Annotated in this window: 12 protein-coding genes; 8 read left to right on the forward strand and 4 right to left on the reverse strand. The window is 76.5% G+C overall.

Annotated elements, in window-relative coordinates:
• Window positions 1-76 precede the first annotated feature (76 nt).
• The gene (locus ACZ7KX_RS02960) at window positions 77-958 is read left to right on the forward strand and encodes a Vgb family protein (RefSeq protein WP_470324965.1); all 882 of its coding nucleotides are present in this window, start codon (window positions 77-79) and stop codon (window positions 956-958) included.
• Here ACZ7KX_RS02960 and ACZ7KX_RS02965 read toward each other — a convergent pair.
• Genes ACZ7KX_RS02965 through ACZ7KX_RS02975 form a run of 3 tightly spaced genes read right to left on the reverse strand, consistent with a single transcriptional unit; the run spans window position 949 to window position 5,442 of the window.
• Window positions 949-1,506: a GAF domain-containing protein gene (locus ACZ7KX_RS02965; protein WP_350525209.1), complete on the reverse strand. Its 558-nt coding sequence runs from the start codon at window positions 1,504-1,506 to the stop codon at window positions 949-951. The genes ACZ7KX_RS02960 and ACZ7KX_RS02965 overlap by 10 nt on opposite strands.
• Window positions 1,490-2,332 (reverse strand): S8 family peptidase, encoded by an 843-nt coding sequence (locus ACZ7KX_RS02970; RefSeq protein WP_470324966.1) that lies wholly within the window; start codon window positions 2,330-2,332, stop codon window positions 1,490-1,492. The genes ACZ7KX_RS02965 and ACZ7KX_RS02970 overlap by 17 nt, the downstream gene beginning before the upstream one ends.
• A complete protein-coding gene (locus tag ACZ7KX_RS02975) occupies window positions 2,329-5,442 on the reverse strand; it encodes an adenylate/guanylate cyclase domain-containing protein (protein ID WP_470324967.1) in 3,114 nt (1,037 codons plus the stop codon). The genes ACZ7KX_RS02970 and ACZ7KX_RS02975 overlap by 4 nt, the downstream gene beginning before the upstream one ends.
• Window positions 5,443-5,823: 381 nt before the next feature.
• Between ACZ7KX_RS02975 and ACZ7KX_RS02980 the strand changes: the two genes are divergently transcribed.
• The 3 genes from ACZ7KX_RS02980 to lanKC all read left to right on the forward strand — a co-directional run bounded on the left by ACZ7KX_RS02980 (window position 5,824) and on the right by lanKC (window position 9,962).
• Window positions 5,824-5,997, forward strand: coding sequence for a hypothetical protein (locus ACZ7KX_RS02980; RefSeq protein WP_470324968.1), 174 nt, complete (start codon window positions 5,824-5,826; stop codon window positions 5,995-5,997).
• 164 nt (window positions 5,998-6,161) lie between these two features.
• On the forward strand, window positions 6,162-7,382 hold the full coding sequence (locus tag ACZ7KX_RS02985; RefSeq protein WP_470324969.1) for an MFS transporter: 1,221 nt from the start codon (window positions 6,162-6,164) through the stop codon (window positions 7,380-7,382).
• A gap of 48 nt (window positions 7,383-7,430) precedes the next feature.
• Window positions 7,431-9,962: a class III lanthionine synthetase LanKC gene (gene lanKC / locus ACZ7KX_RS02990; protein ID WP_470324970.1), complete on the forward strand. Its 2,532-nt coding sequence runs from the start codon at window positions 7,431-7,433 to the stop codon at window positions 9,960-9,962.
• 50 nt (window positions 9,963-10,012) lie between these two features.
• On the opposite strand, the gene ACZ7KX_RS02995 is transcribed toward lanKC, so the two are convergent.
• Entirely contained in the window at window positions 10,013-11,836 is a 1,824-nt protein-coding gene (locus ACZ7KX_RS02995) for an AfsR/SARP family transcriptional regulator (RefSeq protein ID WP_470324971.1), read from the reverse strand.
• Between the two features lie 598 nt (window positions 11,837-12,434).
• Here ACZ7KX_RS02995 and ctaD point away from each other — a divergent pair.
• The 4 genes from ctaD (at window position 12,435) to ACZ7KX_RS03015 (ending at window position 16,375) form a co-directional block, all read left to right on the forward strand.
• Complete coding sequence (ctaD, locus tag ACZ7KX_RS03000) at window positions 12,435-14,282, forward strand: aa3-type cytochrome oxidase subunit I (protein WP_470324972.1); 1,848 nt, start codon at window positions 12,435-12,437, stop codon at window positions 14,280-14,282.
• Window positions 14,283-14,397: 115 nt separating this feature from the next.
• Window positions 14,398-14,931 carry a hypothetical protein gene (locus ACZ7KX_RS03005; protein WP_470324973.1) on the forward strand — a complete coding sequence of 178 codons (534 nt, stop codon included), beginning with the start codon at window positions 14,398-14,400 and terminating at the stop codon, window positions 14,929-14,931.
• Between the two features lie 136 nt (window positions 14,932-15,067).
• On the forward strand, window positions 15,068-15,787 hold the full coding sequence (locus ACZ7KX_RS03010; RefSeq protein ID WP_470324974.1) for a response regulator: 720 nt from the start codon (window positions 15,068-15,070) through the stop codon (window positions 15,785-15,787).
• 258 nt (window positions 15,788-16,045) lie between these two features.
• Window positions 16,046-16,375: a pyridoxamine 5'-phosphate oxidase family protein gene (locus ACZ7KX_RS03015; protein WP_470325098.1), complete on the forward strand. Its 330-nt coding sequence runs from the start codon at window positions 16,046-16,048 to the stop codon at window positions 16,373-16,375.
• Window positions 16,376-16,418: the final 43 nt, after the last annotated feature.

Genomic DNA, 16,418 nt, shown 5'->3' on the forward strand with positions numbered 1-16,418 from the left:
GGCTTGTCGTGGGCGGGCGGTGCGTGGCACCATCGCTAATGCGACGCAAGTCGCGATAGTGTCAGGAGGGGTGCGGATGGAACTGTTCGACGTGGCCGACGGGGGAGCCGGGCCGTACGGGGTGGCCGTGGGCCCCGGCGGCGGGGTGTGGTTCACCCTGGTGCACGCCGGGGAGGTCGGGCGGCTGGCGGCGGACGGCACCGTGGAGCGGTACGGGCTCGGGGCGCCGGAGTGCGGGCCCGCCGTGATCGCGGCCGGGCCCGACGGGGCGATGTGGTTCAGCCGGATGCGCGATCACCGGATCGGGCGGATCGACGCGGACGGCACGGCGGGCTCCTTCGCGCTGCCGGGCGAGGGCGCCGGGCCGTACGGGATCGCCGCCGGGCCGGACGGGGCGGTGTGGTTCACCGAGATGACCGCGAACCGGATCGGGCGGATCACCGTGGACGGAGACGTGACGGAGCATCCGCTGCCGGTCCCCGGGGCGTTCCCGTCACTGATCACCGCCGGGCCGGACGGCGCCCTGTGGTGCACGCTCAACCAGGCGGACGCCGTCGCCCGGATCACCGTGGCGGGCGAGGTGACCGTCCACCGGCTGCCCACCGCCGGCACCGCGCCGGTCGGGATCACCGCCGGGGCCGACGGCGCGCTCTGGTACGTCGGCATCGGCGCCGGGCTGGTCGGGCGGGTCACCGTGGACGGCGAGGTGACGGAGCACGTGCTGGCCGACCCGGCCGCCAAGCCGCACGCCATCGCGGCGGGGCCGGACGGCCGGCTCTGGTTCACCGAGTGGGGCGCCGGCCGGATCGGGGTGCTCACCCCGGACGGGCGGCTCGACGGGCACCCCGTCCCGGGTGAGGGCGCCGAACCGCACGGCATCGCGGTGGCCCCGGACGGCACGGTGTACGCGGCGCTGGAACGCGGTCAGATCGCCCGCCTGGCACCGGGTCAGGGCTGACGCCGCAGCAGCTCCTCCAGGTCGGCGAGGAGGCCGAGGGCGGCGGCGCGGTCCGGGGCGGGCTCCGGGGCCGGGGTGCGGTCGGCGATCACCCGCAGGGCGGCGGCGGCCTGGCGGGCGAACATGGCCAGCAGGTCCAGCTCGGGCAGGCTCGCGCGGGCCTGCGGGGCCGGGTCCAGGACCTCCAGGACGCCGAGGACCCGGCTGCCGTGAGTGAGCGGCGCGGCCATCAGGGCGTCGGGGACGTACGCGGTGGACTCGGCGAAGTCCCGGTCGAAGGTGCGGTTCGCGCCCAGGTCGTCGACCACCATCGGCTCGCCCGAGGCGGCGACCCAGCCGGCGATGCCCCGGCCGGCCGGGAAGCGGCGGCCGACCAGGGACTCCTCGCCGCGCCCGGAGACCGCCTGGAACACCAGCTCCCCGGCCGTCTCGTCGAGCAGGCAGACCGAGCCGGCCTGGGCGCCGAAGATCGCCCGGGCGACGTCCACCACGGACTGCAGCAGCTCGCGGGCCAGCGGATCGACGGCGGGGTCAGTGCTGAGGGTCATCGGGCGCCTCCGGGGTGGGGGTGGTCGGGACCTGGACGTTGGCCGCGGTGAGGTAGAGCGCGCTCTTCAGCTGGAAGGTGGTCAGCCTCGGCCGCCGGGACAGGATGCGGGCGCAGAGCCCGGCCACGTACGGGGTGGCGAAGCTGTTCCCGGTGGTGCGGATGGTCGCCCCGCCGAGCCAGGGCACCCGGACGTTCTGGCCGGGGGCGAAGAACTCGACCGGCGGGGCCGGGTTGTACAGGTGCAGCGCCGGGTCGTCCTCCTGGTGGCTGCCCACCGAGATGACCGAGGAGAACCGCCACGGGAAGCTCTCCACCGGGGTGTTGTGGGCGGAGGCGACGATCGCGGTGCGGGCGAAGAAGGCGTCGTCGGCGATCGCGTGCAGCTCCTCCAGGAAGCGGGTCCGGGTGGTGGAGAGGCTGAGGTTGACGACGTCGAAGCCCTGCCGGACGGCCCAGCGCAGGCCTTCGATCAGCATGTCGCCGGTGCCGGTGAAGCGCTCCCCGAGCACCCGGACGCTGTAGAGCTCGCAGTCCGGGGCGGTGCGGCGGATGATGCCGGCGCAGGCGGTGCCGTGGCCGCAGGTGTCGCCGGCGGTGTCGGGGCGGACGGTCAGTTCCCGGGTGACCGGGTCCTTGACCACTGCCCAGGAGCCCTGCAGCGGGCCGACCAGCGGGTGGTCCGGCTCGACCCCGGAGTCGACCACGCAGACCCGCACGCCCTTGCCGGTGCCGTCGCCGCCGTCGGCGAGGCGGTCGGCCAGGACCGGGAGGTCGGCGGGGCCGCGGTCACGCAGGCTCCAGGTGAGGCCGGCCGGGCCGCTCACCGGGTGCCCCCGAGCCGCTCGGCCCGCCGGACACCCGGCAGGTGGCCCTTGGCGGCGAAGTGGTCCCGGGCGAGGGCGGCGGCCACGGCGGCCTCGGCGGGGCGGTCGAGCAGCAGCAGGGCGTGCGCGCGGTCGAGCGCGGTGAGCGCCCGGAGCAGCAGCGACTCGGTGGCCTCGGCCGCGTCCAGGGCGGCCGCGGTGAGGTCCAGCGCCGGCAGGGCCTCGCCCCGGGCGGCGGCGAGCCGGCCGCGCAGCGCGTCCAGCTCGACGGCGAGCACCGGCGGCAGCGAGGCGACCGCGTCCGCGCCGTCCAGGTGCCGGGCGGCCTGGGCCGGGCGGTCGGTGTCCAGCAGGACCCGGGCGGTGGTGAGGGCGAGGCGCGGCAGCGGGGCGGCGGTGCCCTGGTGGCGCGCGATCTCGGCGGCATCGGCCAGAAGGTCCAGTGCCTGGCCGGACTGGCCGGTGGCGGCAGCGGCCTGGGCGGTCAGAGCGGGCAGCGCGACCATCGCCTCCGCCAGGGACAGTTCGCCGGCCAGCCCGTTGGCCTCGGCGAGCAGCAGCTCGGCCTCCTCGGGACGGTCCCGCAGGGCCAGCAGGACGGCCAGCGGGCCGTTCAGCGCGACCCGCACGGTCCGGCGGCCGGCACCGTGCTCGGCAAGCAGGGCCCGCAGCCGGAAGGTGGCGTTCGGCACGGGCTCGGGGCCGGCCAGCAGCGAGGCGGCCAGCGCGGCCAGCACGGCGGCCCGGTCCAGCTCGGCGTCGGTGCGGGAGACGTGGTCGAGCGCCTGCTCCAGCAGCTGCTCGGCCTCGGTGTGTCGGCCCGCCAGCAGGCGCTCCTCGGCGAGGCGCAGCCGGGCGCGGGCCTGGCCGAGGTCGTCCCCGGTGTCGGTGAACAGGGGCAGGACGGCGCGGGCAGTGGCGGCGGGCTGGTCCTGGCCGGGCGGCAGGCCGCGGGAGGCCAGGGCGAGCCGGGCGTGCGCGGCGTCCAGCGGGTCGGCGGCCGCGTCCCGCACCTGGGCGAGGACGGGCAGGGCCTCGTCGGCGCGCCCGACGGCGAGCCGGGCCTCGCCGAGGCGGCGCAGGACGGGGCCGGCGGCACGCTCGTTGGGGTAGTGCAGCCGGACGGCGCGCTCCAGCAGGTCGACGGCGGCGGGCAGGTCGGCGCGGGCCAGGGCGCCGGCCCCGGCGGCGCCGAGGGCGGCGGCCGCGCGGGTGCGCAGGGTGTCGGTACGGGCGTCCAGCAGGCCGAGTTCCAGCCGGTAGCGGTGGGCGCGCTCCAGGTGGCCGCCGACGGCGCCGTCCCCGGCGGAGCGGACGGCGGGCAGGTCGGCGGCGCGTTCGTGGCGCTCGGCGCGGGCCCGCTTGGACATGGACTGGTAGACCGACTCCTGGACCAGGCCGCTGCTGAACCGGTAGCCGGGGCCGGTGGGTTCGACCAGGCGGCGCTCGGCCAGCCGGGCCAGCGCGGCGTGCAGCCGCGGCGGGGTGTCTTCGCCGTCGGCGGCCGGGCCGGCCGGCAGGCCGTCGATCGGGCCGGTGAAGACGTCGTCCTCCGGGTCCGCGAAGGTGTCCTGATCGCTGCCGCCGTGGGCGAGTTCGGCCAGCTCGGCGGCGGTGAAGGCGCGGCCGAGCACGGCGGCGAGGTCCAGCGTGGCGCGCTCGTCGCGCTCCAGCCCGTCGATCTGGGCGCTGAGCAGCGCCCGGCCGGTGGGCGGGAGTTCGTCGTGCGCGGGGCCCTCGGCCTCGGTGAGGGCGGCCAGCAGCTCCTCCAGGTGCAGCGGGTTGCCCTCGGCGCGCTCCAGCAGCCGGGACGGCACCGTGTCCTGGTGGGCGCTCAGCTCGGTCAACTGGGCGGCGAGCAGGGCGGACTCGTCCCAGGACAGGCCGCCGACCGGGAGCGCCGGAAGCTCCGGGCGGGCGGCCGGGAGCTCGGGGCGGGCCAGGCAGAGCAGCAGCACGGGGGCCGTGCCGAGCGCTTCGGTCAGCCGCTCGGCGGCGTCCAGTAGGGCAGGGCCGGCCCACTGGCAGTCGTCCAGGACGAGGACGGCGGGGCGCTCCACGGTGCGCCCGCGCAGGATCGCGGCCAGCAGCTCCAGCGACTGCCCGGCGCCGACGCCCGGCGCGGTCGCCTCGTCCAGCCGGGCCAGCGCCTCGGCCGGGGCGGCGCCCTCGGGCTCGTCCAGCAGGGTGCGGACGGCCTCCGCGAGCGGCGCCAGCACGCCCTGCTCGCCGAAGCTGCGGCAGCGGGCGGTGCCGCAGCGCGCGGTGCGCCGGCCCACCCGCTCGCGCCACTCGCGCACCAGCCGGGTCTTGCCGATCCCGGGCTCGCCGGCCACCAGCAGCAGCTCGGCGCCCGAGCCGCCCGCCACCCGGGCCAACGCGGCGTCCAGCTCGGCCAGTTCGCGCTCGCGGCCGACCAGCGGGACGTCGAAGCGGCGCAGCAGCTCCGGGTCGTCCTCGTCCAGGCCGACCAGCCGGTAGGCGGTGACCGGTTCGGCCTTGCCCTTGAGCTGCAGCGGGCCGACCTCGTCCACCTGGGCGGCCGGGCCCGCCGCCCGCAGCGTCTGCGGGCCGATCAGCACCTGGCCGGGGGCGGCCCGGGTCTGCAGCCGGGCGGCGATGTTCACGGTCTCGCCGGAGATCAGCGCCTGGCGTGCTGAGGCGTCCGAACCCGCCACCACCTGGCCGGTGTTGACGCCGATCCGGACGTCCAGACGGACCCCGAGGGTGGCGTCCAGCTCGGTGTTGAGGTCCTCCAGGTCATCCAGCATGGCGAGCGCGGCGGCCAGCGCCCGGTGGGCGTCGTCCTCGCGGATCACCGGGACGCCGAAGACGGCCATCACGGCGTCCCCGATGAACTTCTCCAGGGTGCCGCCGTGCGCCTCGATCTGTCGGTGCATCCGCTCGAAGTAGCGCAGGATCACCTCGCGCAGCGTCTCCGGGTCGAGCGCGCCGGACAGGGCGGTGGAGTCGACCAGGTCGCAGAACACCACCGTGACCAGCTTGCGCTCCTCGGCGGCCAGGTCGAGGGCGGCGGCCCGCGGGGTGCCGCAGGAAGGGCAGAACTGGTCGTTCGTGGCGACGAGTTGGGCGCAGAGTGGGCAGGGCATGGGGCCGTCCTTCGGTCGTCCTCCGCTGTGCGGGGCGTACGGGGCGCGGGCGCTGCGGGTGCTCGGGCGAGGCCGGTGCCGCGTGCGTGGGCGTTCGGGCGTTCCGGGTCAGGGTCGCGGGGGTGGCTTCGGGCCCGGTTCGGGAACGCCTGGCGGCCGGTATGGCCGCAGGTGGGGCCGGGTGCGGGGGCGTCGCGCGGCGCCCCGCCGGCCCGGCCGGAGGTGTCCGCGGCGCCCCGGCCTGCGGCCATACCGGTGGCCAACCGCCTCCGAAGCCGGGTGCAGCCGGCCGTGCCCACCATGGTCGGCACGGCGGCCGGCAGTCGGTCACGACGCCGCCGTCACCACCGCGACAACCCACCTGTGGAAGGGAGTTCGACCATGGCTGAGAACATGGACCAGAACCTCGGCGAGAGCGGCGAGGAGACCCCGGAGGTCGAGGCGCACGCGGCCAACGTCCTGGACCTGCAGTCGATGAAGGTGCTCTCCGAGGCCTCGGACGGCAACTGCTTCAGCCTGATCAGCTACGTCGCCGGCGCCGAGACCTCCGCCTGACACCGGCTGTCACCGGGCCGGCCTCCGGACCGGTCATCAGGCCGAGCGCGGGGGCGGGCGCACCACCGTTCCCGGCCGCCGGCCGTAGCGCAAGGCTTCCGGGGCGGTCCCGTCGAGACGGGGCCGCCCCGGCCCGATGCCACCACCCACCACGGAGGACGGCCATGGAGCCCACCCCGCTCGCCCGCAACCGGGACTTCCGGCTGCTCTGGGTCGGCGGCCTGCTGGCCTCGCTCGGCTCCCAACTCGCCTCGATCGCGCTGCCGTTGCTGGTCCTGCGGGAGACCGGATCGGCCGCCCGGGCGGGCGCCATCGGCACCGTCTCGGTCGGTGCGCTGCTGCTCACCATGCTGCCCGGCGGCGTGCTCGCCGACCGGATCGAGCGCCGCCGGCTGATGCGGATCTGCGACGTCGGCAGCCTGCTGGCGGTCAGCGCCCTGGTCGTCGCCGTGCTGCGCGGGCACACCCCGCTGCCGCTGGTCCTGCTGGTGGCCGCCGCCGGTGCGCTGATCTCCAGCGTCTACGGACCCGCCGCCGGCGCCCTGCTGCGTGCGGTGGTGCCGCGGGAGCAGGCCCGGGAGGCCTCCTCCCGGATGCAGGCGCGCGGCGCCGCGGCCCGGCTGGTCGGACCGCTCGGGGGCGGCGCGCTGTTCGCCTGGCACCCGGTGCTGCCGTTCCTCGCCGAGGGCGTCGGACTGCTGCTGTCGACGGTCTGCGTGGCCCTGATGCGGACCCGCTCGACGCCCGCCGAGAAGAGCGGATCGGTGTTCAGCAGACAGGAGTTGACCGCCGGGCTGGCCTTCATCTGGCAGCAGCCCTACCTGCGGACCCTGCTGCTGATCTTCGGGCTCGGGATGAACTTCGCCTTCAGCGCACTGATGTTCGCCACCCTGGCCGTCGCCTCCGACGGCGGGCACTCCGGGATCGGCGGCGGCACGGTGGTCTCCTGCACCGCGGCCGGCGCCCTGGCGGGTGCGCTGTTGGCGCCGAGACTGGGCGCCAAGGCACGAGACGGCAGCCTGGTGGCGCTGGCCTGCTGGGCCTCCGCGCTGACGGCCGGGGTGCTGACGGTGACCAGGGCGCCAATGGTGATCGGGCTGCTCTGCGCCGCCTGCATGTGCCTGTCCACCATCGCCAGCATCGGCTTCGTCTCCGGCATGCTGCTGGCCGCCCCGCCGGACCGGATCGGCCGGGTGCAGAGCGCCGCCGGTTTCCTGTCCACCCTGATCCAGCCGTTCGGCCCCCTCGTGGGCGGCACCCTGCTCGGCTCGGTCGGCGGCACCCGGACCTTCGGCCTGCTGGCGCTCGCCATCGCGCTCTGCGCGGCCGTGGTCACCTGGGCGCCGCCGGTGCGGCGCGGACCGGCGCCGGTGCCCGCCGGCTGACCCACCCCGCACCGCTCGCCCCGGAGTGACCGGAAGAGGAGGCGCGCCATGGCCGGCGCCCACGAGACCCAGCTGTACTGCCTCGCCGACCCGCTGTACTACGACACCCCCGGGCGGCTGCGCGACCGGGCGAGCCGCTACGCGCCGGGGCTCGGCGAGCCGCCCGACGGCTGGCGGCGCGAGCAGCGGGGCCTGTGGACCGTCCTGCGGCCCGACGGCGTCGTGCTGCCGGAACAGGGCTGGAAGCTGCACGTGTCGGCGGTGGAGGACGGCGCCGAGGAGACGCTGGCCGTCGTCGCAGGGATCTGCACGGCGCGCCGGGTGGCGTTCAAGTTCCAGCGCAGCGCGGCGGCGCTACGGGTGGCGAACGGCAAGTTCACCGGCCGCGGGAGCAGCGGCAAGTTCGTCACCGTGTACCCCGTCTCGCCGGAGCAGTTCGTCGAGCTGGCCGAGGAGTTGGCGGCCGCGCTGGACGGGCGCCCCGGGCCGTACGTGCTGACCGACCTGCGGATCGGCAACGCCCCGGTGTACGCGCGCTACGGCGCGTTCGTCGAGCTGTGGTGCGAGGACGGGGCCGGCCGGCCGGTGCCCGCGCTGCGCGATCCCTCCGGAACGCTGGTCCCGGACTCGCGCGAGCCGGTGTTCCGGCTGCCGGAGTGGGTCGAGCCGCCCGCGGCGCTGCGCCCGCACCTGGCCGCGCGGGAGGCGGCCGCCGGCCACCTGCCGTACCGGATCACCGAGGTGCTGCAGTTCTCCGGCGCCGGCGGGATCTACCGGGCCGAGCGGGCGGACACCGGGGAGCGGGTGGTGTTGCGCGAGGCCCGCCCGTACGCCGGGCTGGACTCCGCCGGGGCGGACGCGACCACCCGGCTGCGGCGCGAGCAGTGGGCGCTGGAGCGGCTGGCCGGGCTGGAGTGCGTGCCCCGGCTGCACGAGGTGCGCACGGTGTGGGAGCACACCTTCCTGGTGCAGGAGCACATCGAGGGCGTCCAGTTGTTCGCCGAGGCGATCCGGCGCTACCCGCTGGTGCACCAGGACTGCACCGCCGAGCAGCGCGCCGAGTACGCGCAGTGGGTCGCCGGCGTGGTCGCGGCGCTGGAGAAGGCGCTCGGCGCGCTGCACGAGCGGGGCGTGCGGTTCGGCGACCTCCACCCGGCCAACGTGGTGCTCCGGCCGGACGGCTCCGTGGTGCTGGTGGACTTCGAGTACGCGGCGGAGCTGGACGACCGGCGGGTGCCGACGGCCGGCCCGGCCGGGCTGCGGATCCCGCCGGGCCTCGACGGCGCCGACACCGACCGGTTCATGCTGTGGGCGACCTGGCTGATGCTGCTGATGCCGGTGCTGGAACTGGCCGACCGCGACCCGGGCAAGCTCGCGGCGCTGGAGCGGCGGGCACGGGAGTGGTTCGGACTCGGGCCGGAGGAGGGGCCGGTGCGCCCAGGCGTGTTGACGGCGCGGACGGACTCGGTGAGCGAGCGGTGGGGCCGGGAGCTGCTGGCGGGCCCGTCCTGGGCTGCGGCGCGGCGCGAGCTGGTCGCGGGCATCCACGCGGGTGCCACCCCCGACCGGTCGGACCGGCTCTTCCCCGGGGACGTCGCCGGGTTCGCCGACGGCGGTACGGGCGTCGCGCACGGCGCGGCCGGGGTGCTGTACGCGCTGCACCGGGCGGGCGCCGACCGGCCGCAGGAGTACACGGACTGGCTGGTCGCGGCGCTCCGCCGGCGCGGAGCCCGGCCGGGCACGGGCGGGCTGTACGACGGCCCGCTCGGCGTCGCCGTGGTGCTGGCCCGGCTGGGGCGGCCGGAGGCGGCCGAGGAGCTGCTGGCCGGGGCCCGCGCGGCCCGCCCGGCGCGTCAGGCCGGCCTGTTCGGCGGGCGGGCCGGCGCCGCGCTCGCCCGGCTGCGGCTGGCGGAGGCGCTGGGCGGCCGGCGGGAGGAGGCGGCCGCGCTGGCCGACGCCTGCGAGCTGGCGGCGGTGGTCCGCGGCGAGCCGGTGGACGGCCTCGACGCGCCCGCGGCGGCCGGGCTGCTGTACGGCCTGGCAGGCATCGCGCTGCTGCAGCTGCGGCTGTACCGCCGGACCGGCGAGCCGTGGCTCCTGGACTCGGCGCGGCTGGCGCTGGAGCGGGCGACGGCGCAGTGCGTCCGGGTGCCGGACGGCTCGCTGCAGGTGCTGGAGGCCGGACGGCGGCTGGCGTACCTGGACCGCGGGAGCAGCGGGATCGCGCTGGTGCTGCGGGAGTACCTGGAGACGGCCGAACTGCCCGGCGGGGAGGCGTTCCTGGCGGACGTGCGGAAGGTCTGCGCGCCCGGGTTCATCCGGGAGCCGGGGCTGTTCCGCGGGCGGGCCGGCCTGACGCTGGCGCTGGACCGGCTGGGCGGGGCACCGGAGGCCGTGGCCGGGCAGGTGGCGCGACTGCAGTGGCACCTGGTGGCGCGGCCCGAGGGGTTGCTCGTCCCCGGGATGCGGCTGCGGCGGTTCTCGGCGGACCTGCACACCGGGGCGGCGGGCGTGCTGCTGGGGCTGTGGGGGCTGGAGGAGGAGCGCGGGGACGTGCTGGACCTGCTGACCCTGGGGTGAGGCCCCGTCCGGCGGCCGCAGGGCCCCCGGCGGAGGGGCCCGGCGCGGCGTCAGGAGGCGGCGGTGAGCGGATCCGCGGCGCGTTCGCGGGCGTGCAGGTGGGTCAGCCGGGGGAGCGCGTAGAGCGCGGCGTGGGCGGTGACCTCGCCGGTGGGCGAGGTGACGGCCCCCGTGTCGGTCAACGCCTCCAGGGTGCGCAGGGCCAGGCGTTCGGGGCGGCCGAGGGCGGCGGCGGCCTCGGGGAGGGTGAAGAGCAGCGACAGCGGCAGGGCGGCGAGCCGGGCGAGGGCCAGGCGGCCCTGGGCGGTGAGGTCCCGCCAGCCGGAGTCGAGGCGGGCGCGGACGGTGACGTCCCCGGCGACCAGCTCGTCCAGGGCGCCCGCCGGGTCCTCCAGCCGGGCCGCGTACTCGGCGAGCGGGAGGTGGCGCAGCACGGCGAGCCGGGTGCCGGCGACCCGGACGGCGAGCGGCAGCAGCCCGCAGGCGGCCACGATCCGGGAGGCGGCCGCGCGGTCGGTGCCGATCCGGCCGGTGCCCACGATGCGGCCGAGCAGTTCCAGGGCCTCGGCGGGCGTCAGCGGCGGGACGGTGATCCGGTGCACCGAGGCCAGGCCGGCGAGCTGGCTGCGCGAGGTGACCAGGACGGCGCTCGGGCCGTGGCCCGGCAGCAGCTCGCGGACCACCGACTCGTCCGGCGCGTCGTCCAGGACCAGCAGCATCCGGCGTCCGGCGAGGGAGGCCCGCCACAGGGCGGCGGCCTGGCCGGGGTCGGCCGGGGCGATGCCCGGTCGGCCGGTGAGGGCGGCGAGTTCGGACAGCACCTCGGGCAGCGGGCGCGGGGCGCCGTCGGCGGTGCGCAGCCGGACGAGCAGCCGGCCGTCCGGGAACCGGTCGGCGAGCAGGTGGCCGGCGTGCACGGCGAGCGCGGTCTTGCCGCTGCCGGCCGGGCCGGAGAGCACCGTGACACCGCCGCCCGTGCCCGACTCGTCCACCAGCTCGCGCAGTTCGGCGCTGCGTCCGGTGAAGTCGGCGGTGTCGGCGGGCAGCAGGACACCGTGCGGGGCCGCGCCGCGCTCGGGGCGGGCCGAGGCGGGCCCGGAGCGGCCGCGGGCGAGCAGTTCGCGGTAGCGGGCGGTCAGGGCGGGGCTCGGCTCCAGGCCCAACTCGCGGGCGAGCAGCTGGCGGTGGGTGTCGTAGACGGCGAGCGCTTCGGCCTGCCGGCCGCACAGGTGCAGGGCGTTCATCCGGGCCGCCTGGAGGCGCTCGCGCAGCGGGTGGCGCTCGGCGGGCTCGGCCAGCTCCTCGGCGACGGCGACGGCGTTGCCCAGCTCCAACTCCGTCTCCGCCCAGTCCTCGTGGACGCCCAGGCAGCGGGTCTCCAGCCGCTGGGCCTCGGCCGCGACGGCGGGGGAGGAGCGCAGGTCGGCGAGCGGCGGGCCCTGCCACAGGTCGAGGGCCTGGCGCAGCAGCCGGGCGGCCGGGGCGAGCGCGCCGCCGTCGGCGGCGGCCCGGCCGGCCCGGGCGAGGGCGCGGAACTGCAGGAGGTCCAGCTCGGGTTCGGCCGCCCGGAGCAGGTAGCCGCCGGCCGAGTGGACCAGCCGGTCGGGCCCGTACTCGCGGCCCAGCAGGGTGCGCAGGGTGCAGATGTAGACCTGGAGGTTCTTGCGGGCGGTGCGCGGCGGCTCCTCGGGCCAGACCGCGTCGGTGAGCAGGTCGACCGGGACGGCGGTGTTGGCGCGGCTCAGGAGGACGGCCAGCACCAGCCGCTGCTTCAGCGGGCCGAGGGCCAGCGGGCGGCCGTCGGCGGCGCCGTCGAGCGGGCCGAGGACGGAGAAGCGCAGCAGGGTGGGGGCGGCGGGCTGGGCCAGGGGCATCGGCGTACCTCCGGGGCGAGAGCGGTTCTGCGGTGGTTCTGCGGCGGTTCCGGGGCGGTGCCGGCGGTGCGGAAGCGTGCGGGCGTGGTGCCGGGTGGTGCGGCGGCGGTGCGGGACGTTCGATCGCGGTCGTCGCTGGGCGCAGGCTACTTGACGGTCGATCGGCGCTGAAGGGCACGGGATCGGGCGGGTTCGCGCACGCCGCCCTCACAATCCGGGCGTCCCGGGGTGGGATCGGCGGGTGGATTCGCACCTGTGTACGGATGGCGTTCCGGCAGGTCGGAGGGGCTGTGCGGCAGGACCGGCACCCGGCGCGGGGGCGGCCCGCCGTCGCCCGCCGCCCGCCCGCCCGGGGGCGTGGGGAACGCGCCGTTCCGGCGGTTCTCGACCGGGCCTCCGCGGCCGGGTGAGCGCGGCCCGAGCGGGACGGGGGTGGCCGGGAGGTCCCGGTCCGCCGGTCGGGAGGTCCCGGTCGGGGCCCGGGAACTCGGGCCCAGCGGCCCCGGCCGGGCGGGCCCAAGGGCCCTGGGGCGGGGAGCCGGCCTGTTCGGATCATGGAGCGCCAATCATTCGCACGACGTTCCTAAGGAGCGGGTCCTTGAGCGCCACCCAGGCACAGGGCGACCCCGTACGACCGCCGACGGCCGTACCGGCCACGGCGGTTCGGGCCAGGCGGCCCGGTTCGGCCCTGGTCAGGCTGCTGACCACCACCGACCACAAGACGATCGGCACCATGTACCTGGTGTCGTCGTTCGCGTTCTTCCTGATCGGCGGCATCCTCGCCCTGGTCATGCGCGCCGAACTCGCCCGGCCGGGGACGCAGATCCTCTCCAACGAGCAGTTCAACCAGGCCTTCACCATGCACGGTTCGGTGATGCTGCTGCTGTTCGCGATGCCGCTGTTCACCGGCTTCGCGAACTGGATCATGCCGCTGCAGATCGGCGCGCCGGACGTCGCCTTCCCGCGCCTGAACATGCTGTCCTACTGGCTGTTCATGTTCGGCTCGCTGATCGCCGCCGCCGGCTTCGCCACCCCGCAGGGCGCCGCCGACTTCGGCTGGTTCCTCTACGCGCCGCTGTCCGACGCGGTCCACTCGCCCGGTGTCGGCTCCGACATGTGGATCATGGGCGTGACGCTCTCCGGCTTCGGCAGCATCTTCGGCGCCGTCAACTTCATCACCACCATCATCTGCATGCGCGCCCCCGGACTGACCATGTTCCGGATGTCCATCTTCTGCTGGAACGTGCTGCTCACCTCGGTGCTGGTGCTGCTGGTCTTCCCCGTGCTGGCCGCCGCGCTGCTCGCCCTGGAGGCCGACCGCAAGTTCGGCGCCCACGTCTTCGACCCCGCCAACGGCGGGGCGATGCTCTGGCAACACCTGTTCTGGTTCTTCGGCCATCCCGAGGTGTACATCCTGGCCCTGCCGTTCTTCGGCATCGTCTCCGAGATCATCCCGGTGTTCAGCCGCAAGCCGATGTTCGGCTACGCCGGCCTGATCGCCGCCACGGTCGCCATCGCGGGCCTGTCGGTGACGGTCTGGGCGCACCACATGTACGTCACCGGGCAGGTGCTGCTGCCGTTCTTCTCCTTCATGACCTTCCTCATCGCGGTGCCGACGGGCGTGAAGTTCTTCAACTGGGTCGGCACCATGTGGAAGGGCTCGCTGAGCTTCGAGACCCCGATGCTCTGGACGGTCGGCTTCCTGGTCACCTTCCTGTTCGGCGGTCTGACCGGCGTGCTGCTCGCGGCGCCGCCCATCGACTTCCACGTCTCGGACTCGTACTTCGTCGTCGCCCACTTCCACTACACGCTGTTCGGCACCGTGGTGTACGCGATGTTCGCCGGTTTCCACTTCTGGTGGCCCAAGATGACCGGCAAGAAGCTCGACGAGCGCCTCGGCCGGATCACCTTCTGGACGCTGACCGTCGGCTTCCACGCGACGTTCCTGGTGCAGCACTGGCTCGGCGCGGAGGGCATGCCCCGCCGCTACGCCGACTACCTGGCGTCCGACGGCTTCACCACCCTCAACACCGTCTCCACCATCGGCTCGTTCCTGCTCGGCCTGTCGATCCTGCCGTTCCTCTACAACGTCTGGAAGACCGCCAAGTACGGCGAGAAGGTCACCGAGGACGACCCGTGGGGCTGGGGCCGCTCCCTGGAGTGGGCCACCTCCTGCCCGCCGCCGCGGCACAACTTCGTCAAGCTGCCGCGGATCCGCTCCGAGTCCCCGGCCTTCGACCTGCACCACCCGGACATCGCCGCCCGGGACGTGCTGGAGAACAGCGGCAAGCCCGCCACGCACCTGGGCGACGTGGAACCGGCCAAGTACGACCGGCCGCTGAGCCGGGCGGACCGCGCCCGGGTGGCGTCGGCCGCCCCCGTCCCGGCCCCTGCCGGAGGTTCGGCCGCCGACTCGCCCACCGGTTCGCCCACCCCCGGCGGCTGAGGCCGCCCCCGGAACGCCGTCCCCGCCCGCGTCGCTGCCCCCGGGCGGGCGGGGACGGCCCGTCAGCTCCCTCCCCTCACCCCTCTCACCCCTTCGTGACCAGGAAGGCCGGGTCGTGAACCACACCGTTCTCGCCATCGGCACCGCTGCCCTCACCGCGAGCGGCTGTGTCTGGTACCTGCCCGCCATCGCCGACCTCCAGGCCGGCGCCGACCGCCCCCGCTCCACCCGCACCGCCGCGGCGGCGTGCGTGCTGTGGTGGGCGGCGCTCGCGCTGGCGGGCGGACTGCTGCTCGTCCTACCGGACTGGCAACCCGCCGCGCAGATCGCGCTGGCCGGCCTGGTCGGCGGTGCGACGCTGCGGGTGCGCGCGCAGTGGGACCGTCGGCAGGAGGTGCGGGAGACGGCGGCGCGGTGGGCCGCGCTGGACACCGGCCCAGCCCCGCGCACCGGCCGGCCGCTCGCCGTCGCCCTCGCGGGCTGGCTGGTGGTCGGCGCCGCCGTCGGCTCGCTGGGCGCGGTGGCGATCCTGCTGTCGGGCGACGGCGGGATCGGCCCGCGCGTGGTGCCGGCGGGGGTCGGCGGCGCGGCCGTCGCCCTGGGGTTCCTGCTGGTCGGGCTGGGGAACGTGCGGCGACAGGGCCGCTGAACGCGAGGACGGAGGACGCGCGCCACGCCGCCGGCGCGAATGGGGCCGTTCGGCCCTGGGGGACGGCCGCACGGTGGGCGATGATGCCCTGGGCCCCGCTGGGAGTGTGCGGGGGTGACGAAGGTGGAGCCGAGTGATGGCGACCAAGACGGAGGGCGCCGGGGCCCCGGCACCGGTCCGGGTGTTCCTGCTGGACGACCACGAGGTGGTGCGCCGCGGGGTGCACGACCTGCTGGACGGCGAGCCCGACCTTGAGGTGGTCGGCGAGGCGGCGACCGCCGAGCAGGCGCTGGTCCGGGTGCCCGCCCTGCGGCCCGACGTCGCGGTGCTGGACGTCCGCCTGGGCGACGGCGACGGCGTCACGGTCTGCCGCGAACTGCGCTCCCGGATGCCCGACCTCGCCTGCCTGATGCTCACCTCCTTCGACGACGAGGAAGCACTGCTGGACGCCGTGATGGCGGGCGCCGCCGGGTACGTGCTGAAGCAGATCAGCGGCACCGACCTGGTCGCCGCCGTCCGCACCGTCGCCTCCGGCCGCTCGATGCTCGACCCCGGTGCGGCGACCCGCCTGCTCAACCGGCTGCGCAGCGACGCCGAACCCGCCCAGCCGGTCACCACCGGCCCCGGGCTGACCGTGCGCGAGCAGGAGGTGCTGGCGCTGATCGGCGAGGGCCTGACCAACCGGCAGATCGGCGAGCGGCTCTACCTCGCCGAGAAGACGGTGAAGAACCACGTCTCGCGGCTGCTCGCCAAGCTCGGCGTGGAGCGACGGGTGCAGGCCGCGCTGATCGCCACCGAGCTGCGCCAGGCGTCGGCCACTGCTCAGCCGTCCCCGCTGCGCGGCGGCCGGGGCTGACGGACCGGGGCTGACGGAGGGGGCCCGGGCCGACGGGCCGGGGCGGAGGGGCCGGGGCTCAGGGGCTGACGGTCAGGCCTGACGGGCGGGGGCGGAGGAGCCCCGGCGGGCGTCATCGGGACCATCGGCCCTCGTGAGCGGGCCCCGGGCCGGGCGAGCACCGCCGGTACGAACCGCGACCACGTTCCGGCCCCCCGGCCCTCGTCGTACGACCGGCCCAGCCTGCCCGGGCTCCGTGAACCCGACCCGGAGCGGGCCCTGGAGCTGCTGGCCCGGGCCGCCGTCGGCCGGGTGGTCCACACCGTCGGAGCCCTCCCGGCCGTCCTGCCGGTGCCCTTCCTGCCGGTGCCCTTCCGGCTGGTGCCCGCCGGCGTGCTGGTCTCCGCGCCCGCCGACTCCGAACCGGCCCGGGCGGTCGACGGCGCCGTGGTCGCCTTCGAGGCCGAGGAGGTGGACGGCCGGGACGGCTCCGGCTGGTTCGTCACCGTCCTCGGCCACGCCCACGTCCGCCGCGCCACCACGACCGCCCCCGGCGCCCTGCGGATCCGCATCCGCCCGGAGCTGGTCATCGGCCGCTGCCTGGCGTAGCGTCCGAGGGCGCCGGCCCCGGGCTGGGCCGGACATCGCCGAC

It is taken from the genome of Kitasatospora sp. NPDC038210, from assembly GCF_055600605.1.